This window comes from Rhizobium fabae, assembly GCF_003985135.1.
Taxonomy (GTDB): domain Bacteria; phylum Pseudomonadota; class Alphaproteobacteria; order Rhizobiales; family Rhizobiaceae; genus Rhizobium; species Rhizobium pisi.
The window spans coordinates 393,559-413,872 of the sequence record NZ_ML133647.1; the positions used below are offsets into that span (position 1 = coordinate 393,559).

Genomic DNA, 20,314 nt, shown 5'->3' on the forward strand with positions numbered 1-20,314 from the left:
TCGGAAGGCTATTCCTGACGCGGGAACCTTTGGTTTTCCTCGAGCACGTTCAGGTCCATGTGGTTGCGCATATAGCGTTCCGAGGCTTTCTGCAGCGGCTGATAATCCCACGGATAATAGGCGCCGTTGCGAAGCGCCGCATAGACCACCCAGCGGCGCGCCTGGCTCTCGCGCACGGCTGCGTCGAAATCGGCAAGGTTCCAGCGCCGGCTTGCCTGTTCGGTGAGCCGCGCCAAGGTGTCGGCATGCGAGGGATCGGTCGCCAGATTGTCGCGTTCTTCAGGATCGGCCTCGAGATCGAACAGCATCGGCGGATCCTTCTCGCAGAGCGAGAGCTTGTATCGCTCGTCCCTGATACAGACGAGCGGCCCTTCGGAGCCTTCTGCCGCATATTCCATCGGCACGGGACCGCGACTGCCGGTGCCTTCGGCGAGTGCTGCGAGATCCCAGCCCTCGGTCCACGGTTTCAACGAGGCGATATCGATCCCGGCAAGGCCGGCGAGTGTCGGCGTCACATCGAGGGTGGAGACGGGCTGATCGATGCGTTTGGGTTTCCAGCCGGGAACTGAGATCATCAGCGGAACGCGGGCCGATCCTTCGAAGAAGTTCATCTTGAACCAGAGACCGCGATCGCCGAGCATATCGCCATGGTCGGACGCGAAGAGGATGATCGTGTTTTCGGCCATGCGGGTCCGCTCCAGGACGGCGAGGATTTCGCCGATCTTCTCGTCGACATAGGAGATATTGGCGAAATAGCCCCGCCTTGCCCGCCTGATCTCTTCCGGGCGGATGTCGAAAGCATCGTGGTCGCAGGCTTTCATCAGACGCTGCGAGTGCGGATCCTGCTCGTCGAAGGCGATCGGCGCAACCGCCGGATCGAGCGCCGAGCAGTCCTCGTAGAGATCCCAGAATTTGCGGCGCGCGACATAAGGGTCGTGCGGATGCGTGAAGCTGACGGTCAGGCACCAGGGGCGTTCGTCGTGGCCGCGCGAGAGATCAAAGAGCTTGCGCGCGGCGTGATAGGCGACCTCGTCGTCATACTCCATCTGGTTGGTGATCTCGGCAATGCCGGCGCCCGTGACCGAGCCCAGATTGTGATACCACCAGTCGATGCGCTCGCCGGGCTTGGTATAATCGGGCGTCCAGCCGAAGTCAGCCGGGTAGATATCCGTCGTCAGGCGTTCCTCGAAACCGTGAAGCTGGTCGGGGCCGACGAAATGCATCTTGCCTGATAGTGCCGTCTGGTATCCGGCTGCGCGCAGATGATGCGCATAGGTCGGGATGTCGGAGGCAAATTCTGCCGCATTGTCATAGACGCGCGTCCGGCTCGGCAATTGCCCGGACATGAAGGACGCCCGCGCCGGTGCGCAGAGCGGGCTTGCCGTATAGGCGTTCGTGAAACGCACGGAGCGCTCCGCCAATGATTTCAGATGCGGCGCATGAAGAAAATCCGCAGGACCATCCGGAAAGAACGTCCCGTTCAGCTGGTCCACCATCAGGATGAGGATATTGGGACGCGTCATGGAATTCCTCTTTTACTATTTGAGGAATTTATTGAAGCGCCTATTATTACGGCTGTAAAGACAGCTTTTTTCGATGGGTGACTAAAGGAATTTTTATGCCAGACCATCAGCCCGAGCTTGGATGGATGCGCATCTTCGTCGAGGTCGCAACCCGCGGTAGCTTTTCGTCGGCGGCAGCGCGTCTCGGGCTCACGCAACCTGCCGTCAGCTATCAGATCCGCCGGCTGGAAGAGCAGTTCGGCGTCAGCCTGCTGCACCGCCGGCATCGCGGCGTTGAGCTGACTGCGGAGGGCGAGCGGCTTCTAGACGTCGCCGCCAAAGCGGTGGGCAACATCGATGCGCTCGCCCGCAGTTTCCGTCTCGAGGCCCAAAGGCCGGTCATCAGGCTCAGAACCGACTATGCCTTTTCAGCACTTTGGCTGATCCCGCGCATGGACGGCTTTCGCCTTGTGCATCCCGAAACCGATATACAGATCGTCGCAACGCAAAGGGTCGAGGTCGGATTTCGCGACGATGCGGATGTCGCGATCGTTTTCGGGACGCGGGCGGAATTCGGTGCTGTCGGTAGGCTTCTGCTGCCGGAAAAGGTTGTACCCGTCTGCACGCAAGGTTTTCTCGATCGCAACGGACCATTCAAAAATCCAGCGCAGCTTGCCGAGGCGAGACTGATCCATCTCGACACATCGATGCCGTCGCCCTGGTTCGACTGGCGCAGTTATTTTGCCGAATTCTCGGCTATCCCAGGCGCCTACGCCACCGGCGGCGGTATCAGCTTCAACACCTACTCGCTGGTTGTTCAGGCCGCTTTGAGCGAGCAGGGCGTGGCGCTCGGCTGGATGGGTCTCGTCGATATGCTTCTTTCTGCGCGCATGCTGGTGGAAGCCGGTCCGCCGCTTGCGGCGAGCGATCGCGGCTACTGGTTGATGCCGCCGCGATCTCCAAGCGCTCAGAGCCAAAGGCTGAGCGCCTGGCTGGTCGATGAGATGGGAAGGAGCGCTTAGGGCCAGATGCGTTTCCCCACAGAAGAAGCCTTGTCATCGACGACGGTGACCGACATTGTGGGAGCGAATCTACAGCGAAGGCGGCTTGAACATGGGAACGATCGGATCTGTCATCGGCCTGCTTATGGTCATTCTTGGGCTGATCTGGATCGGACAGGGAAGCGGCTATTTTCCCTATCCGGCATCGTCTTTCATGATCGCCCAAACGATCTGGATGCTTTGGGGCTCTATCCTGGCGGCGGCGGGCATCGCCGTGATGGTCATAATCTCACGGCTGCGCCGAAGAGGATGAATTGTTGCTGCCGTCTGGCAGCAATCCGGCCGTTGATGGCCAGTCGAATTAAGGAGAATGGCATGAGCGCAGCTGAAATCGATGGTTTTGCCGACCGGATCAGGAAGCACCAGGGTGGCATGATATCAGCCTGGGTCGGTATTCCCGACGCCATGCTCGTCAACCATCTTGCGCAGGAGGCCTTCGATGCCGTAGTGCTCGATATGCAGCATGGCATGTGGGATATGCCGGCGGCGGCAAACGCCGTGGCTCAGGTGCGTCTTGCTGGCAAGCCGGCTATCGCGCGCATTCCCGTCGGCGATTTCGCATCCGCCTCTCGGCTGCTCGATGCCGGTGCCTCGGGCATCATCGCGCCGATGATCAATTCGGCCGAGGACGCGAGAGCCTTGGTCAGGACCACCAAATATCTGCCTCTCGGCGAGCGCAGCTGGGGGCCGTCATTGGCGCTGAACCATATGGGCCTCTCGGCCGATGACTATCTCAAGGGCGCCAACGACCTCACCGTCGCCATCGCCATGGTCGAAACCCGCGCCGCGCTCGATGCGATCGACGGCATTCTCGGCGTGACCGGCATCGACGGCATTTTCATCGGTCCTGCCGACCTTTCGATTGCGTTGTCGAATGGTGATCAGGTAGCGCCGAACGCCGCCGAAATCGACAGCGCCATGCAGCATGCCGTCGCACGTTGCCGCGCCCACGCCAAGTTCGCCTGTGCCTATGCCGGTGACGGCGAGCGGGCCGGCGAACTGCTGAAATTCGGCTTCGATCTGGTCATCGCCGGCGCCGAGACAGTGCAACTGCGCGCCGGCGCCCGCCGCGCCATCAATGCCGCGCGCAGGATCGCTTCAGGAAGCTGAGCAATGCCCGACTGAGTGAAACTGCCATCTTCTGCAGCGAGCCGACCAAAGAGCTTCTCGACCTCATGCTGCAGGCGTTCCGAGGACAGGACGCGGGCGGCGAGCCGCAGACAGACGCCGCCTGAAACGTCTCTCAGGGCAGCCCATCAGCCGCCCGATTTGACGGCGAACCATATGACGTGGCGGGCGCCGCGTTTACGGTTGGCGCGGGTGTTGATGACGTCGACAGAAAAGCCGCTGTCCTTGAGCCGCCGCGTGAAATCGGGATCGGGGCCGGACGACCAGACCGCGAGCACGCCGCCGCGGCGCAGGGCGTCGCGGGCGGCGCGAAGGCCTGCGAAGTCGTAGAGCCGGTCGTTGGATTTGCGGGTCAAGCCGTCCGGGCCGTTGTCGACGTCGAGCAGGATGGCGTCATAGGCGGCCTTGCCTGCGCGGATCGCTTCGCCGACATCGCCCTGGTGGATGCCGACGCGGGGATCGTCGAGACAGCCCTTGAAGACTTCGGCCATCGGCCCGCGTGCCCAGGCGACGACGGCTGGCACCAATTCGGCGACGGTGACGCCGGCATCTTCGGGAAGAACGGCGAGAGCGGCGCGCAGGGTAAAGCCCATACCGAGCCCTCCGATCAAGACCCTCGGCTTCGGATGTGTTTTGATCCGCTCCCAGGAAAGGGTCGCCAGCGCTTCCTCGGAACCGCTGAGGCGGCTGTTCATAAGCTCGTTGGCGCCGAGCATAATCGAGAACTCGTCGCCGCGCCGTTTCAGCCGCAATTCTCCGTCTTCGCCGGGAATGATCGCGGAATCGAGTTGTATCCAGGGCAGCATGACGGCTTGGCCTCGTGTGAGAAGGAACCGTGCCCTAGCACAGGGCAAAGAGCGAGGCCAGCAACGCGGCCTCAGACCATCCGCATGAAATGATCCGGCTCCACTTCGACGATCTCGTCCTGCGGCGTGGCCGAACGGCGGCGGATATCCTCGACCTCGTCGGGCCTCAGCCGGGCTTTTGGGTCTTCGAAGCGGACGTCGGGATCGGGCACGGCCGAGAGCAGTAGCCTGGTATACGGATGCAGAGGATTGTCGATCACCTTGCCGACGCTGCCCCATTCGACGATCTGGCCGGCATACATCACGGCGATATCCTCCGCGACGTAGCGGGCGGTGGCGATATCATGGGTGATGTAGAGCAGGCCAAGATTCATCTCCTGCTTCATCTCGTTCAACAGGTTCAGCACGCCGAGGCGCACCGAGACGTCGAGCATCGAAGTCGGTTCGTCGGCTACGATCACTTCCGGCTTGACAGCCAAGGCACGCGCAATGTTGACGCGCTGGCGCTGGCCGCCGGAAAGCTCATGCGGATATTTCGGCGCGACGAGATCGGGATCAAGCCTGACGCGCTGCAGCAGTTCGCGGACCGCGACGTCGATCTCGGCTCCCTTGATTTCCGGGCGATGCAGCTTCAGCGGCCGCCGGAGATGATGGGCGATGGTATGAGCGGGGTTGAGCGAGGCGAAGGGGTCCTGGAAAATCATCTGCACCGAGCGGCGGTAGCGGGCGATCTCGGCGGATTTCGCTGCCTCCACGGACCGGCCCTTGTAGAGGATCCGGCCCGAGGTCGGCAGATATTCGCGCATCGCCATACGGGCGCAGGTGGTCTTGCCGCTGCCGGATTCGCCGACGAGCGCCAGTGCCCGGCCGGCATGCAGGGAAAACGATATGCCGCGCGCCGCATGCACGGCCCCGGAACCATGGCCGAAGGTCTTGGTCACCTGGTCGAGCGCAAGAATGGCGTCGGTCATAGCAGCACGCCTCCATGCAGCGAGGGGAAGGAGGCCCAGAGCTTTTTGGTGTAATCGTGCTCAGGCGTCCTGTAGATCGCCTCGGCTGAGTTCTGCTCCACCAGCCGGCCTGATAGCATGATGCCGATGCGGTCGCAGAACTGCACCATCAGCCCGAGATCATGGGTGATGAAGAGTACGGAAAAGCCGAAGCTGCGGCGCAGCTCGTTGATGCGCTGCAGGATCTCGCGCTGGACGACGACGTCGAGCGCCGTCGTCGGCTCGTCCATGACAACAAGCTTCGGATCGAGCGCCATGCAGATGGCGATGACGATGCGCTGGCGCATGCCGCCGGAAAATTGATGCGGATAATCGCGCATGCGGTCCGGCGCGATGTCGACGAGCCGCAGCATCTCGGCGGTGCGTTCGCGGGCTTCGGCGCGGCTCATGTTCTTGTGGGTGCGCAGCATGTCCGAGAATTGCGCCTCGATGCGCAGCACCGGGTTCAGCGAATTCATGGCGCTCTGGAAGACCATGGCGACCTCGCGCCAGCGGAAAGCGGCGAGCGCCTCCCGATTAAGGCCGAGCACGTCGCGGCCGTCGAGCAGGATACGGCTCTCCTTGCGGATCAGCGCCGGCGGCTTGTGCAGGCGGCTGATGGCAAAAGCGATGGTGCTCTTGCCGCAGCCGGATTCTCCGGCAAGGCCGAAGACCTCGCCGGGCGCGACGTCGAAGCTGACATCGTTGACGGCGCGGAAATCCTTCTCTTCGCCGATATAGTCGATGGTGAGGTTTCTCACCGAAAGCAGCGGCTGCGTCACAGGCGGCCCTCCCCGGAACGGACGAGCAAGGACCAGCGCTTCAAATGATTGCCGGTGCGCAGACGCGGATTGGCGATCTCGTCGACGGCGAAGTTAAGAAGCGACATGCCGATGCCGAGAAAGGCGAGGGCAAAACAGGGAGTCAGAATATCCCACCAGGCGCCGACCGAAAGCGCCGAAGCCTTCTGCGCATTGTAGAGCATGGTGCCCCAGGAGATGGCTCGGGGATCGCCGAGGCCGAGGAATTCCAGTGTCGCCTCGGTGATAATAGCAAAGATGACGCTGCCGATGAAATTGATGCCGACGATTGAAATCACGTTGGGAAAGATCTCGAATGTCATGATGCGCCATTGCGGCTCGCCCATCATCTCGGCGGATTTGACGAAATCCTTCTGCTTGACGGAGAGCGTTTCGGCGCGGGTGACGCGTGCGCCCCAGGCCCAGGAGGTGGCGCCGAGGATGAGGGCGATGACGAGGGGGCTTGCCTGGCCGATGAAGGCGGCGAGCACCAGCAGCAGCGGCAGATTCGGAACGACGAGCACCATGTTGGTGAAGAAGCTGATGACCTCGTCCGTCTTGCCGCCGCGATAGCCGGAGATGATGCCGAGCGCGGTGCCGACCACCGTGATCAGCAGGCCAGCGCCGAAGCCGACGGCGAGCGAGGTGCGGGCGCCATAGATCAGCCGGGCGAATACATCCTGGCCGATGCGGGTCGTGCCGAGGATGTGGTCGAGCGATGGCGGCTGGTGCGGCCGCCCGGTGCGGGCGGCGGGATCGTAATGCGTGAGCAGCGGGGCTGCGATCGCGACGATAAGAATGAAGGCGATGATGACGAGGCCGGTGAGCGCCTTGCGGTTTCGAAGCAGGCTCTTCATCTCACGCTCCCTTCAGCCGAGGGTCGAGCAAGATATAGCTGACGTCGACGATGAAATTGGCGATCAGCATGGTCGCCGTCATGATCAGGAGCTGGCCCTGGATGACCGGATAGTCGCGGGCGAGGATCGCCTGGTAGAGAATGTTGCCGAGGCCGGGATAGTTATAGACGACCTCCGTCACCAGCGAGCCGCCGAGGATGGTGCCGATGGCGATGGCAAGGCTGGAAACGGTCGGCAACAGTGCGTTGCGGGCAGCATACCAGAGCATCACATGGCGGTCGGACAGGCCCTTGGCGCGGGCCATGACGATATAGTCCTCGCCAAGCAGGTTGATCATGTTGTTTCGCATGGTGACGGTGAAACCGCCGATCAGCACGGTGCAGAGCGTCACCATCGGCAGGATGCCATGATAGGCGACGCTGCCGATATATTGGAGGCTGAAGGCCGGATCGAGCGAGGGATCGGCCGCATAACCGCTCGGAAACCAGCCGAGCGTGAAGCCGAAGATGAAGAGCACGATCAGCGAGGTGACGACTGCCGGTACCGAGGTCGCGAAGATCGCGCCGACGGAGACGACGACGTCGAACCGGCTGCCGCGGCGCCAGGCGGCGACGATACCGAGGAAGGTGCCGAGCGCGAAGCTCACGATCGTCGCCGTTCCCATCAGGGCGACGGTCCAAACGAGGGCATGGCCGAGCACCGAGGTGACCGGCAGCGGGAAATACTTGATCGAACGCCCGAGATCGCCGGTGAAGATGCTGCCGAGGTAGGTGAGGTATTGCTGCCAGAGCGGGCCATCGACGAAGCCGAAAGCGAGCTTCAGCGCCTGCAGGCTTTCCGGCGGCAATTCGGTGCCGGCGCTCGAAAACATGATCTGTACGGGATCGCCCGGCATCAAGCGGGGCAGGAAGAAATTGATCGTCGCTGCCGCGATAAAGGCTGCCATGTAGAAGACGAGGCGGCGAAGCAGGAAAGCCATAGGAACTCCGTCGTAACGGAAGCGGCGTTTTCTACGCCGCTTCCGGAGATCATGCTGCTTACTTTACAGGTTCCAGGGCCAGGAGGTTCAGCAGGCGTGCCGGATTGGTGCGCGAGATCGACGGATTGACGAAGGGGTTCTCCTTGGTCGACCAGCCGGTGAAACGCTTGGTGTTGTACTGATACCAGTTCGGATTGTTGAAGACCGGAATGACGGGCATGTTTTCGGCGACGATACGCTGCGCCTTGTTCATCGCTTCCTTCTGCTTGGCAAGGTCGGCGGTCTGGGTGAACTCGGTCACGAGTTTCTCGACCTCCGGATTGAACCAGCGCTGCGCGGTGAAGCGCGTCTTTCCCTTGTCCGAAGCGCTGAAGGCGCGCTTGTAGGGATAGTAAGGCGAGGCCGATGCCGGCAGGCTGTTGATCGCCGCATCGAAGGTGCCGTTGATGAGGTTGCCGGTCCAGACGGCTTCCTCCGGCGTTTCGATCTTGGCGTCAATACCTACCGCCTGCATGCCCTCGACGGCGATGTTGACGGTGTCGATCCAATCCGTCCAGGAGTTCGGGACGATGATCGAGAATGAGATCTTCGAACCATCCGGGTTATCACGGAAACCGTCGCCGTCCTTGTCCTTGTAGCCCGCTTCGTCGAGCAGCGCCTTGGCGGCGTCGGCGTCATAGGTCGCGAACTTGCCGAAGTCTGCCTTGACCGACGGGTCGGCCCAGCTCTTGTAAAGCTCGCCCATCAGCCCCGGATCTTCGTTCAGCGTCGGATAGCCGTAGCCTGCGACATCGATCATCGTCTTGCGGTCGAGCGCCATGCCGACGGCGCGGCGGAATTTCAGGTCGTTGAAGGCCTTCTTGTTGTTCTCGTTCGATGTTTCGAGATTGAACAGGAAGGCGACCATGCTGCTCGGCGAATACCAGTAGTGGAAATGCTCCGGATCCTTGGAGACATAGACATTGTCGATATCGGGAATGAAGGAGACGCCCCAGTCGAGCGTGCCGTCGGCCGTTGCCGTCAGCATCTGGTTGTTGTCGGCAAGCTGCGGGAAGCGCATGCAATCGATCTTCAGATGCTCGTTGTCCCAATAGTTCGGGTTGCGGCACTGATCGTAGGTCTGGCCGGTGAAGCGCGGCACTTCCGTCAGCGGGCCGCTTCCGACCGGGTTCTCGTTGGCGAAGGTGACGGGATCGGCGACATCCTTCCAGACATGTTCCGGAACGATAGGCAACTGCGAGATCTGCTCGGCGGCAAGCGAGCTCGGATTGGCGAGCGTGAAGCGCACCGTCTGGCCGTCGACGGCCTGGACGTCGGTGACGAAGGTCCAGATGCTGACGAAGTCGAGCGCCGGGAACTTCTTCAGGTAGTCATAGGTGAACTTGACGTCTTCAGAAGTCAGCGGCTTGCCATCAGACCATTTCAGGTTCGGGCGCAGCTTGAATTCGATGCTCTTCAGATCGTCGGAGAGCTTGAAGCTTTCGGCCAGGCGATAGACCGGCTTGTTGCTGTCGAATCGGTTGAAAATGACCAGCGGCTCGTAGATGAAGTCGAGCGTCGACTGGCGCGCCGAGGTCTGGTTGAACGGGTTGAAGTTGCGAACCCAGGTCGTCGCCGGTTCGATATTCGCCGTCAGGACCGTCTGCGCCAAGGCGGACCCCGAAAGCAGCGTCAGCGCGGCGGCGGCAAGAAGATATTTTTTCATGTCTTATTCCCCTTTTTATGTGGTGAGAGATGAGGTGCCGGTCAGGAGACCAGAGCGCTTGCAAACATGGCTTCAACTTGCCGGTGCGCGGCGCGGACATCGATCTTGAGATTGCCGAGGCGGGCCTTGCCGGCGGCGATGCGCTTGAGGGCGGCGTCCGTCAATGGGCTTGCGGCCTTGGCGGCAGCTTCGCTTTCCCTCACGTCGCCATGGCTGTGGAGGGCGATGTCGAAGCCTGCGTCGAGCACCTGGCGGACGCGCTCCGGCAGGGTGCCCTGCAGCGATTCCATGAAGATGCAGTCGGAGATCAGCACACCCTCGTAGCCCATGTCCTTGCGGATCACGTCACGCATGACGGGCGAGATCGAGGCGGGAAGCTCCGCGTCGTAAGCCGAATAGACGACATGGGCGACCATGGCCCAGGGCGTATCCTTCAGCGCGACGAAAGGCTTGAAATCGGTGGCGGAGAGCGTCTCGCGGCTGGCATCGACGACCGGGCGTTCCTTATGAGAGTCGAGCGTCGCACGGCCATGGCCGGGAATATGTTTCATCACGGGCATGTTGCCTGTCTCGAGCAGGCCGTCGACCACCTCGCGGCCCAGGGCTGCGATGAAGTCGGGATCGGGGCCGAAGGAGCGGGCGCCGATGACCGCGCTCGTCGTCTCGAAGACGAGATCGAGAACGGGTGAGCAGCCGCTGGATAGGCCGAGTTCCGTCATCATCGCGCCCATGGCCTGGGAGGAAAGGCGCAGCGCTTTTTTGCCGAGATCGAAATCACGGCGCGCAAGTTCGGCGAACTGGCCGAAACTGCGGAAGAGCGGCCAGGGGCCGGCATCGAGATGCTGGACGCGGCCGCCTTCCTGGTCGGTGAAGACAGGTGCGTCGTCGCGGCCGACGGCTTCGCGGAAGCGGTCGATCAGACGCCTCGTCTGCTCGGGTTCGCGCTGATTGCGCCGGCCGACGAAGAGGCCGAGCGGATTGGTGTCGCGAAAGAGAGCGAATTCATCATCCGAGATGACAGGGTTCGGAAGGCCGACGAAAAGGGCGAGCGGGGTCGAGGACAATTCTGTAACTCCGGTATCAGATGATCATTTCGGCGCGCTTCTCAGCATGCCTTCGTAAATGCCCCTGTCGGGGGCGGGGATGACGATTGCGCCTGCGGTCTTGGCGTAGAAATCGACCGGGCCTGCATCGCCGATGAAGGCATAGGCATGCCCGAGCGTCTTCATGCTCTGAAGGCAGGCTGAAAAGAGGGCGAGTCCGATACCTTTGCCTCGTGCTTCCGGGGCGACTCCGGTCGGACCGAAGAAGCCCCGTGCGGTGGTGTCATAGCAGGCAAAGCCCAGCAGCTTGCCGCTTTCGACTGATATCAGGCAGGCAACAGGCTGGCGGGAGAAAGCAACCGAGACTTCGCTCGCCCAGTTCTCGCTGAACCGTTCGCGAACCCAGCCGACGACGAGATGCAGTTCCGGGGGCAGCGCCGGACGGATGGAGGCGCCGACATCGTCGGCCTTTTGTTTCAGTTCGGCGAGCTTGGTGGAATATAAACTCACAAGCAGGTCTGGCACCTGTCACTCCTCCGATATTCCGTTATTGCGGAATGTATCCCCTTTTAATGTTATAGACTTGGCCATCTGACCGGGCTTGTCAACAAGGTTTTTCAAAGGGTCAAAGGGACTACCCGCTGCTGCAACTGCAGTTTCAACGCAAAGTAGGTGCCGAACGCAAAAACGGCCCGGGAGGGCCGGGCCGTTTTCGATTGGCGGTATGTTTGCTGGGCGCGCGCTTATTCGCCGTCTTTCCACAGCGCATGAAAATGCTGCACCGGGCCGTGGCCGGAGCCGACCGAGAGACTTCCGGCAGCCGCGACTGCGCCGGCAAGGTATTCCTTCGCGATGGCGACAGCCTCCCGGGCCGAGGCGCCCTTGGCGAGTTCGGCGGCCAGCGCGCTGGAGAGCGTGCAGCCGGTGCCGTGCGTGTTCTTGGTCGGCACGCGTCGGGCTTCGAACCAATGCAAGCCGTCGGCCGTGGCCAGCACGTCGGGGCTTTCATCGCTTTCGAGATGGCCGCCCTTGACCAGCACGGCGGCCGGGCCAAGCGCCCGCAGCTGTTCGGCCTGCGCTGCCATCTCCGCGCGGTTGGCCGCAACCGGCTGGTGCAGCAGGGCGGCGGCTTCGGGAAGGTTCGGGGTCAGAAGGGTTGCGAGCGGCAACAGCCGGCGGGTCAGCACGTCGACGGCTTCCGGCGCGAGCAGGGCAGCTCCACCTTTGGCGATCATCACGGGATCGATAACGATCGGAATGTCGCGATGGCCGGCGAGTGCCGCGGCGACGGCTTCGGCAATGCCGGCATTGGCGATCATGCCGATCTTGACGGCATCGACTCGCACATCGGCAAAGACGGCATTGATCTGGTCGGCGACGAATTGCGGCGGCACCAGATGCACGCCGCTCACCCCTTGCGTATTCTGCGCCGTCAGCGCCGTCACCACCGCCATGCCATAGACGCCGCGGGCGGAAAAGGCCTTGAGATCGGCCTGGATGCCGGCGCCGCCCGAGGGATCGGAGCCGGCGATGGAGAGAACGTTGCGGATCATGGACGAACCTTTCGGATTTCGGCAGCGATGCGGCGCGTGGCCGCTTCGGGGTCGGGCGCGCCGCAGATGGCGGAAACGACCGCAAGTCCCCTGGCGCCTGCGGCAAACACTTGCTCCACATGGCCCGCCTTGAGCCCGCCAATGGCAACCGACGGCACCGGCGAGGTCTTCACCAGCCTTGCAAGGCCATCAAAACCGATCGGCTGCTTGTGGTCGGCCTTGGTCGGTGTCGCAAACACCGGCCCGACGCCGGTATAATCGACGAGATCGGGATCGACGGCGCCGGCAAGCGGTTCGGTTTCGACCGAGAGGCCGAGGATCATATCGGGGCCGATCATCGTTCGCGCTCTGCGCGCATCCATGTCCTCCTGGCCGATGTGCAGGCCGTCTGCGCCGATGGCGATCGCCGCCTCGACATCGTCGTTGACGATCAGGAGGGCGCCGGTCCCATCGAGCGCCTGTTTCAAGGCACGGCCGGTCTCGATCATGCTGGCGGTGCCGGCATGTTTGTCGCGCAGTTGCACCATCGTCGCCCCGCCGGCAGCGGCAAGGCGCGCCGTTTCGACCATGCCGATCCCGGCGCAGAGATCAGGATCGAGGACGAGATAGAGCGAAAGGTCGAAACGCTTCATGCGGGCAATATCCTTGCCCTCGCGTCGAGCGTTTCGGCGTCGATTGCAGCCAGCGCATCGAGGAAGCGCCAGGAGAAGGAGCCGGGGCCGGCGGCACCCAGCGCTGCATCTTCGCCGGCGACGGCGAAAGTTGCGAGAGCTGCGACAGTCGCGCCGAAGAGATCCTCGGGCGCGGTCGCAGCGAAGGCGCCGACGAGGCAGGTGAGCGAGCAGCCGAGTGCGGTGACCTGGGGCATCAAGGCCGATCCGCCCGCAACGCGGACCGCCCTTTCACCATCGGTCACGAAATCCACCGCGCCGGTGACGGCGACGATCGCCCGCTGCCGCTCGGCGAGCCGCCGCGCAGACTCTTCCGCCTGTTCGACCGGATCGCGGCTGTCGACGCCCTGGCCGCGGCTCTCTCCGCCGGCAAGTGCGATGATCTCGGAGGCGTTGCCGCGGATGATGGCGGGGTTGAGCGCCAGGAGACCGGCAACAGCGCTGCGGCGGAACGCCGTGGCGTAATGCGCGACCGGATCGAGAACCCAGGGTTTACCGGCTGCGTTCGCCGCCTTTGCAGCCGCGTGCATGCCTGCGATCCATTGCGTCGAGAGCGTGCCGATATTGATGGTCAGCGCGTTTGCGATCCCGGCGAATTCGCCGGCTTCCTCCGCAGCATGCACCATGGCCGGCGAGGCGCCTGATGCAAGCAGGACGTTTGCGGCAATGTTCATGGCGACGTAATTGGTGATGCACTGAACGAGCGGCGGCTTTTCGCGCATCGCCTTCAGCATCATTCCTGGCGTGGTCTCGGTCTGCATATTGCCCCTTTCAGGCGGGGGCAGGCACGGGGCGCTTCGTGCGGGCAAGCCGCAACCCCGAGCGACTCCCTCCGCCGGCATGATCCGGTTCAGGTTCGAAGGGTGCTTCTCAGCCCGTCTTTCGACGGACGCCCCTGTCTCTCATCAGGCTCTATTTTGCAGAGAACGGGGCGCATGTCACCCCGAAAACGACAATTCTGCGACCGTGCAGTGCGGCTAATTTGCGAAAGGCGATCAGCCGACGATCTTTGCCAGCAACCGTCCGACATCCTCGTTCTTCACGTTGTTATGGGCATCCGAGGTCGCCGTCTTGACGATGTATTTGTCCGCCAAGAAGGTGTTCACCTTGCCGGCCTGCGGCGCGAAGACGGTGTCCGTATCGTCCGCGACGGCCTGTCCGGCTTTCAGGTGCTGGGGGCCGTTTGCTCCCATCGCGCCGAAGGCGTCGTTCGCATCGCCGATGCTCTTGGAGATATCGCGCGACAGGCGCGAAGCCAGCGCATAGGCAAGCGTGCAGGCGAGATCGTTGTGGGTGTGAGTGACGCAGATCGGGCCGGTCGGTTTGCCGACGACCTCAGGGAAGGCGCCGGCAAGGCCCGGCTTGATCTCTTTGGCGAAGCCATTGTGCGAGAAGGCGCCCTGCAACAGGGTGAGCGAGAAGAACTCCAGCTTCGGGACCGGCGCGAGCCTGTTCGCCGCCGCCGAGACCAGCCGGGCGCCGAAACTGTGGCCGACGAGATGCAGGCGGATCGGCCGTTGCAGCACGAGCTTCGACAGCACGCGTTTCGTCAACGCCTCGCCGACGATGCCGGCGCGGTTCTTCATTTCGTAATAGGTCAACTGGTTCAGAAACCGCGCCACGGCGGCTCTTGGGCCGGAGATCAGGCTGGAGACGACGTCGCCTAGGCCCTGCGCCTGGCCGACCGGGCTTTCAAGATTGAAGGTCGGCGCCGGGACGAGGCCTTCCATCAGCACCCTGGCGCTGGTGGCATCGTCGGTCGCGAGCGCAATCGGTTCGACATCCGCCTGGAGTTCCGTGTCTGCTCCGGGAGAACCGAGCGCCTCATTGCCTTTCCTGACGAGGAAGAGCGACGTCGTTTCATCGAGAGTCTTGGCTGCGGCCCGCGCCTTTTCGGCCGTGGCGACGCCATCCGGCCCGAAGAGATCCTCGAAATCGGCCAGCACCTGGTTGAAAGCCTCGTCGTCGAGATCCTTGAGGGCTGCCGCTGTCCCGTCGGCTGCCTGGGCTCCGCCGCCAGCCGTCACCAGCGTTTCTTCGTCGAAATCGGTGCGATAGGTTTTGGCCGGCCAAACGACGCCGGTGATCGCGGTGCGGCGCGCCTTGTCGGGCGTAAGATTTTTACAGGCATTCGCCCAGAGCGTTCCGTAGAGCGTGCGGGCATCGTCCTTGGTGTTCTTCCAGCCATGCGACATGACCACCAGATCGGTCATATCGGGCTGGTTCAGCAGCACAGCGAGCTTTGCCGTCAACGCGGGATCGATCGCGCCGTTCTTGTCGAATTCGAGCCATAGAAGTGGCGAGGGTCCAAGCGTTTCCATGTGTCCTCCTACACAGCTTGCAGCGTTCGCATCAGATCGAGCAGGCCGGCGCCCTGAAACTCCGGCCGTCGCTTGAGGTCGGTCGCAGCGCCGACGAAGATCTCCTTGACGCGCTCCGGCTGGCCGAGAAATTCGCGCCGGACGGACAGGAAGGCGGCGATCGCGCCGGAAACGTGCGGCGCGGCCATGCTCGTGCCGGTATCCTCCCGGAACGGTGCCTCTCCCGGCTTGTCGCGGTCGTAGAGCGCGCAGGAAATGATGCGCTCGCCTGGAGCGACGAGATCGGGCTTCATGCGACCGTCGGCGGTCGGTCCCTTCGAGGAGAAATAGGAGACGCCATAGGTGTGCGGCATATCGCGATGTGTCGACCCCACAGTGATGGCGAGCGCCGCATTGCCGGGGTCCATGATCGTGCCGCTATGGGCGGCGCGCTCCGGCGCTCCGGAAAATTGCAACACCGTGCCATAGCCGGCATTGCCGGCCGCAACGACGACGCAGACGCCCGAGCGGACGAGCCTGTTGACCTCGACGCAGAGCGGGCTCTGCCCTGCCGCGAACCACACCGGGTTGAAGGGATAGCCGAGGCTGAGGTTGATGCCATGAATCTTGATGTTGCGCCCGTAATCGTTCGAACGCTGGACGTAATTGATGGCGGCCAGCAGGTTGCTCAGTCTCCCCTGCCTGTCGTTGATGAGCACCTTCAGGCTCATCAGCTTGCAATGGGGCGCCATGCCGGAGATCACGCCCTGATATTCGTCGGTGACCTGTGATTTCGTATCGTCCTCGTTGCGTATTTCCGAAGTGACAGAGATTTTCTCCACCCCTTGCGTCGTCGGGTTTTCCGATATGGACGTGCGGCCTGCGATGATGCCGGCGACATGAGTCCCATGCCCGGCGGCGTCGGTCAGCGCCGTTGCGGGTGCGGAGGCCGGATCGGGATTATCAGATGTAAAATCCCAATGGCTGAGGCCATCCGGCAATTCGAGCGTTTTCAATGTCGAGAAATGCGGATGGTTCTTGTCGATGCCGGTATCGGCCACCGCCCAGACGACGCCCTTTCCGCTGGCCGCAAAAGAGGCCTGCGCTGCATCGCATTTGATCGTCCTGATGGATTCATAGACGCAGCGAGATATCTCGTGATCGAGCCAGATCTTGTAGACGAGCGGGATATCTCTCTGCTTGCCGTCGCTCTTCTTTTTGTCGTCGCTCTTGGGCATTGTCCAGATCGACAGCCGGCCGATGGCGTCCCGCGTCAGCGTCGCGAAAACGTAGCTGTCGGTCCAGAGCGATTTGGCGGCAATCCTGCTGCCATTCGAAAAGATCTGCGAGAGATCGAGCCTGCTGTCATCGGAGACCGCAGGCATGCCGAGCGGTGCCGACATGCCGAAACGCCGCAGATTGCTGCTTTCATCCGTCGCGCCGATCCTGTCGAGGTAGAGCAGATATGCCTCGAACAAAAGCTGCCGCGCTGCCGTCACGCCGCCGGGAAAATCGCGATTGAATTCGACGACGACATCGAAACGCTCAGGAGTTTTGCTGGCTCTCCTGGGGCGGTCCGGATCGCCTTTCATGAACGACGAGAGATCGCCCCCGATTCGGGTCTTGACCAGGTTTTCCTGAATGCTGTCCCCGGTTTCGGTTCGGGGCTGGGCCGGTCGCTGCCGTTTCGCCATGCGGCTGTCCTCTCCCTTTTCGGGAAGAATAGCAGCGGCAACCGTGGGTGCAATGCATTTCTAAAATACATCTCTGTATTCGTGGGAAGTGGCTGCATACACAGCTTGTCGGAGGTTTGCTGATTAACCTTGAATGGTGGGAACGTCGAAAAAGCTCTTTTCTTCGACGGCGCGCGCTGATCTTCGAGCAGACTTCTTCTGCGCCTGTATAGTGATAAATTATTCATCCTATACGTTTGTGTTTATGCATTTTCAATGCAAGAGAGTACGTGAGCAGCCCCGCGTAAGTTGCGTGTCGTCTCATGGGTTTCGCCATTCAGTTTTAACAGGACAGCGAAATTTGTGGCCGATTCCATTCGAGGAGTCGTGACGGCGGCAGGATCTCATCTCCAAGGAACCTATTTGATGTGGGCAGCCAATCGTTGATTTTGGAAGACCAATTGGTTCATGGTGCTTCGGGTTCGTCCACTCAATTTGGCAGCATTCATTCGGGTAAAAGCGGCGCGCACATCGTCTTCAAACCCCATAACGCTTGGAGGATACCTGTGGACAAACTCCCAGACTGGCTAATCCTAAGTATTTGGCGAAACCTCTTCTCATAAGATACTACTTAGAGCGCGAGCCAGCCGAGTTTGACGTAGAGAGCATGGAAGTATTATCTACAAACATCTATGCCTCCGCCGGATCGGCACTAATAGAGCGTATTAATTTAGAATGCTTCTGCGCAACTCAGCCCTTCAAAGACTTGGATCCATTGTCAGGATTTGTATATTGTCGTCGAGAATACGATATCGAAATACCTTAACTCAAATCATGCAGCCCCGTCGTAATCGCCGCCCCAACCGAAAACTCCGAAAACCGCACCCGCAACCCGCTACGCTCCGGTGTGCAGGCAGCCGGCCCCACCTCGTAGTGCTCTGCTGCAGGGAAGGGCGCTAATCGCAGCAGCGGCCAGCGGCGCCCATCGCGGGAAGCCTGGATGCGCATCGCGCCGTTTGCGACCGTCGCACGGATGCGGAAATCCTCTAATTCCCTGAACGGCTGTGCCACGGACCAGTCGGACCTGCCGTCGGTGACGACGGTGCTGAGGAGGGGTTCGCCGTCGGTGAATTCGACGCCTGTCTTTACCCAGCGTCTCTCGTCGATGCGCACGATCAGGCCGGCCTGGTCATAGAGGGTGCGGAATTCGCCCTGGATGCGGATCTGGGCGGTGAAGCTGTCGCCGGTGGGAAAGGCGAGGAAGTGGCCGCTGTCGCGGGTGAAGCCGTAATAGGTTTCCCGCCAGAAATCGGTCTTTTCGCCTGTCGTCATCGTCAGGCCGGTTTCGTCGGCGCGCCAGTTGGCTGGCTCGTTCAGCCATGTTCCGTCGTTGAAATCGATGCTCATTCCATCCTCCCTTTATTGAAGCTCCGGCGCTGACGATTCTTCGCTTGGGCATAATGCGCAACCTTCGCGCGGGCGGCCAGTCGCAGCCGGAGATGCCGCGCTCTTTGCGATCTGCCGATATCGGCGCGATGACATAATCCGCGGCTTCGGCTTGACACGATTGCTCCATCTCATATTCTCTTACAAAAATATGAATTACATAATTGTGGAACTTAACGGGGAGCCTCATATGAAAACATTGGTCGCATTCCTGCTCGGCACCGCGCTTGTCGCCCTGCCTTCGACCTTGCTTGCCCAGGAAAAAGGCGGTGTCATCAACGTCGCGACGATCGGCGAACCGCCGACGCTCGATCCGATGTCGTCGACAGCAGATCTCGTCGGCATCGTCACACAGCACATTTTCGAAACGCTCTACACCTTCGACAAGAGCTGGAACGTCACGCCGCTTCTGGCCGAGAGCCTGCCCGAGATCAGCGCAGACGGCAAAACCTATACGATCAAGCTCAGGACCGGCATCAAGTTCCACGACAACAGCGATATGACATCTGAGGATGTCGTCGCTTCGCTCACCCGCTGGATGAAGATCGCTTCGCGCGGCAAGCAGGTGGCCGGCTTCATCGACAAGATCACCGCCGCCGATCCGGCGACCGTTACGATCACGCTGAAGCAGCCCTATGCGCCGCTGACCTCGCTGCTCGCCTTCAACAATTCGGCCGCGATCATCATCCCCTCCGAAAAGCAGGACGAGCCGATGAAGGAATTCATCGGCACCGGTCCCTACATGCTGAAGGAGCGCAAGGCCGACCAGTATATCCAGCTCGTCCGCTTTGATGGCTATAAGTCACGCGAGGGCGACAGCAATGGTTACGGCGGTGCCCGCCATCAGTATCTTGATGAGATCCGCTTCGTGCCGGTGCCGGACCCGAATACCCGTGTCGAAGCCGCCGTTTCCGGCCAGTATGATTATGTCGATTCGATCCCTGTGGAATCGTACGACAAGCTGAAGGCTTCGACCGCCTCGCAGCCGGTCATGCTGAAGCCCTTCGGTTATCCAGTCTTCGTCTTCAACACGAAGGAAGGTGCTGCTAGCAATGTCGAGGTCCGCAAGGCGATCCGCCAGGCGCTCAGCATGGAAGACATGCTGGCCGCTGCCTTCGGCGGCACGGATTTCTACGCGCTCGATGGCGCCATCTATCCGAAGACCTTTGCTTGGAATACGGATGCCGGCGTCGAAGGCGCCTACAACGTCGCTGATCCGGAAGGGGCGGCCTCTGCCGCCAAGAAGGCCGGGTACAATGGCGAGCCGATCCGCATCCTGACTAGCCGCCAGTATGAGTTCCACTACAAGATGGCGCAGGTTGCCGCCGAATATCTGAAACTTGCGGGCTTCACCGTCGATATGCAGGTCGTGGACTGGGCGACGCTGACGCAGCGCCGCACCGATCCGAAGCTCTGGGATATCTACATCACCCATAGCCCCTTCCTGCCGGAGCCGGCTCTCATCGGCTCGCTCTCGACCAGCTCGCCCGGCTGGTGGGATACGCCAGCCCGCAAGGCCGCCGTCGATGCCTTTACCTCGGAAGTCGATCCGAAGAAGCGCGTGGCGCTCTGGGCCGATGTTCAGAAGGCCATCTATGCCGACGCACCCTTCATGAAGATCGGCGATTTCAATGCCGTCTCGGCGAAATCGGTCAAGCTCGAAGGCGTCGATCCTGCTCCCTGGCCATATTTCTGGAATGCTTCGATCAAGAAGTGATGGAGTGACTTTGGTGGCCACCGCTTGCTCCCTCATTCCTGTGCTTGTCACAGGAATCCAGCGCGCCCAAGTCCTTGGGCGCGG

Annotated in this window: 20 protein-coding genes and 1 riboswitch; of the genes, 5 read left to right on the forward strand and 15 right to left on the reverse strand. The window is 61.6% G+C overall.

What is annotated here, in order from left to right; translation table 11 throughout:
- Positions 1–8 precede the first annotated feature (8 nt).
- Complete coding sequence (gene betC, locus EFB14_RS07775; protein ID WP_126824184.1) at positions 9–1,523, reverse strand: choline-sulfatase; 1,515 nt, start codon at positions 1,521–1,523, stop codon at positions 9–11.
- 95 nt (positions 1,524–1,618) lie between these two features.
- On the opposite strand from betC, the gene EFB14_RS07780 reads away from it, so the two are divergent.
- The 3 genes from EFB14_RS07780 to EFB14_RS07790 all read left to right on the forward strand — a co-directional run bounded on the left by EFB14_RS07780 (position 1,619) and on the right by EFB14_RS07790 (position 3,673).
- A complete protein-coding gene (locus EFB14_RS07780) occupies positions 1,619–2,524 on the forward strand; it encodes a choline sulfate utilization transcriptional regulator (RefSeq protein ID WP_126824187.1) in 906 nt (301 codons plus the stop codon).
- Between the two features lie 91 nt (positions 2,525–2,615).
- Positions 2,616–2,816: a hypothetical protein gene (locus EFB14_RS07785; protein WP_126824190.1), complete on the forward strand. Its 201-nt coding sequence runs from the start codon at positions 2,616–2,618 to the stop codon at positions 2,814–2,816.
- 62 nt (positions 2,817–2,878) lie between these two features.
- Positions 2,879–3,673 carry an HpcH/HpaI aldolase family protein gene (locus tag EFB14_RS07790; RefSeq protein ID WP_126824193.1) on the forward strand — a complete coding sequence of 265 codons (795 nt, stop codon included), beginning with the start codon at positions 2,879–2,881 and terminating at the stop codon, positions 3,671–3,673.
- A gap of 146 nt (positions 3,674–3,819) precedes the next feature.
- On the opposite strand, the gene EFB14_RS07795 is transcribed toward EFB14_RS07790, so the two are convergent.
- The 13 genes from EFB14_RS07795 to EFB14_RS07855 form a co-directional block, all read right to left on the reverse strand.
- Complete coding sequence (locus tag EFB14_RS07795; RefSeq protein ID WP_126824196.1) at positions 3,820–4,497, reverse strand: spermidine synthase; 678 nt, start codon at positions 4,495–4,497, stop codon at positions 3,820–3,822.
- Between the two features lie 71 nt (positions 4,498–4,568).
- Entirely contained in the window at positions 4,569–5,468 is a 900-nt protein-coding gene (locus EFB14_RS07800; protein WP_126824198.1) for an ABC transporter ATP-binding protein, read from the reverse strand.
- A complete protein-coding gene (locus tag EFB14_RS07805) occupies positions 5,465–6,268 on the reverse strand; it encodes an ABC transporter ATP-binding protein (protein ID WP_126824201.1) in 804 nt (267 codons plus the stop codon). The genes EFB14_RS07800 and EFB14_RS07805 overlap by 4 nt, the downstream gene beginning before the upstream one ends.
- On the reverse strand, positions 6,265–7,143 hold the full coding sequence (locus tag EFB14_RS07810; protein ID WP_126824204.1) for an ABC transporter permease: 879 nt from the start codon (positions 7,141–7,143) through the stop codon (positions 6,265–6,267). The genes EFB14_RS07805 and EFB14_RS07810 overlap by 4 nt, the downstream gene beginning before the upstream one ends.
- 1 nt (position 7,144) lies before the next feature.
- Positions 7,145–8,122 (reverse strand): ABC transporter permease, encoded by a 978-nt coding sequence (locus tag EFB14_RS07815; protein WP_126824206.1) that lies wholly within the window; start codon positions 8,120–8,122, stop codon positions 7,145–7,147.
- A gap of 58 nt (positions 8,123–8,180) precedes the next feature.
- Positions 8,181–9,827: an ABC transporter substrate-binding protein gene (locus EFB14_RS07820; protein ID WP_126824209.1), complete on the reverse strand. Its 1,647-nt coding sequence runs from the start codon at positions 9,825–9,827 to the stop codon at positions 8,181–8,183.
- Between the two features lie 41 nt (positions 9,828–9,868).
- Entirely contained in the window at positions 9,869–10,891 is a 1,023-nt protein-coding gene (locus tag EFB14_RS07825) for a glycoside hydrolase family 3 N-terminal domain-containing protein (RefSeq protein ID WP_126824212.1), read from the reverse strand.
- 24 nt (positions 10,892–10,915) lie between these two features.
- Positions 10,916–11,395 carry a GNAT family N-acetyltransferase gene (locus EFB14_RS07830; protein ID WP_126824215.1) on the reverse strand — a complete coding sequence of 160 codons (480 nt, stop codon included), beginning with the start codon at positions 11,393–11,395 and terminating at the stop codon, positions 10,916–10,918.
- A gap of 218 nt (positions 11,396–11,613) precedes the next feature.
- A complete protein-coding gene (thiD, locus tag EFB14_RS07835) occupies positions 11,614–12,423 on the reverse strand; it encodes a bifunctional hydroxymethylpyrimidine kinase/phosphomethylpyrimidine kinase (RefSeq protein WP_126824218.1) in 810 nt (269 codons plus the stop codon).
- Complete coding sequence (thiE, locus tag EFB14_RS07840; RefSeq protein WP_126824221.1) at positions 12,420–13,055, reverse strand: thiamine phosphate synthase; 636 nt, start codon at positions 13,053–13,055, stop codon at positions 12,420–12,422. The genes thiD and thiE overlap by 4 nt, the downstream gene beginning before the upstream one ends.
- Positions 13,052–13,855 (reverse strand): hydroxyethylthiazole kinase, encoded by an 804-nt coding sequence (gene thiM, locus EFB14_RS07845; RefSeq protein ID WP_126824224.1) that lies wholly within the window; start codon positions 13,853–13,855, stop codon positions 13,052–13,054. The genes thiE and thiM overlap by 4 nt, the downstream gene beginning before the upstream one ends.
- A 49-nt stretch (positions 13,856–13,904) precedes the next feature.
- A riboswitch (TPP riboswitch) is annotated at positions 13,905–14,001 on the reverse strand.
- Between the two features lie 88 nt (positions 14,002–14,089).
- Positions 14,090–15,415 (reverse strand): hypothetical protein, encoded by a 1,326-nt coding sequence (locus tag EFB14_RS07850; RefSeq protein WP_126824227.1) that lies wholly within the window; start codon positions 15,413–15,415, stop codon positions 14,090–14,092.
- An 8-nt stretch (positions 15,416–15,423) separates the two neighbouring features.
- Positions 15,424–17,088: a S8 family peptidase gene (locus EFB14_RS07855; RefSeq protein ID WP_126824230.1), complete on the reverse strand. Its 1,665-nt coding sequence runs from the start codon at positions 17,086–17,088 to the stop codon at positions 15,424–15,426.
- Between the two features lie 580 nt (positions 17,089–17,668).
- On the opposite strand from EFB14_RS07855, the gene EFB14_RS33940 reads away from it, so the two are divergent.
- Positions 17,669–17,893, forward strand: coding sequence for a MafI2 family immunity protein (locus tag EFB14_RS33940; RefSeq protein ID WP_483475588.1), 225 nt, complete (start codon positions 17,669–17,671; stop codon positions 17,891–17,893).
- Here EFB14_RS33940 and EFB14_RS07865 read toward each other — a convergent pair.
- Positions 17,890–18,474, reverse strand: a complete 585-nt coding sequence (locus EFB14_RS07865) for a DUF1349 domain-containing protein (protein ID WP_126824233.1) — start codon at positions 18,472–18,474, stop codon at positions 17,890–17,892. The genes EFB14_RS33940 and EFB14_RS07865 overlap by 4 nt on opposite strands.
- A gap of 229 nt (positions 18,475–18,703) precedes the next feature.
- Between EFB14_RS07865 and EFB14_RS07870 the strand changes: the two genes are divergently transcribed.
- Positions 18,704–20,230, forward strand: coding sequence for an ABC transporter substrate-binding protein (locus tag EFB14_RS07870; RefSeq protein ID WP_126824236.1), 1,527 nt, complete (start codon positions 18,704–18,706; stop codon positions 20,228–20,230).
- The last annotated feature ends 84 nt before the right edge of the window (positions 20,231–20,314 follow it).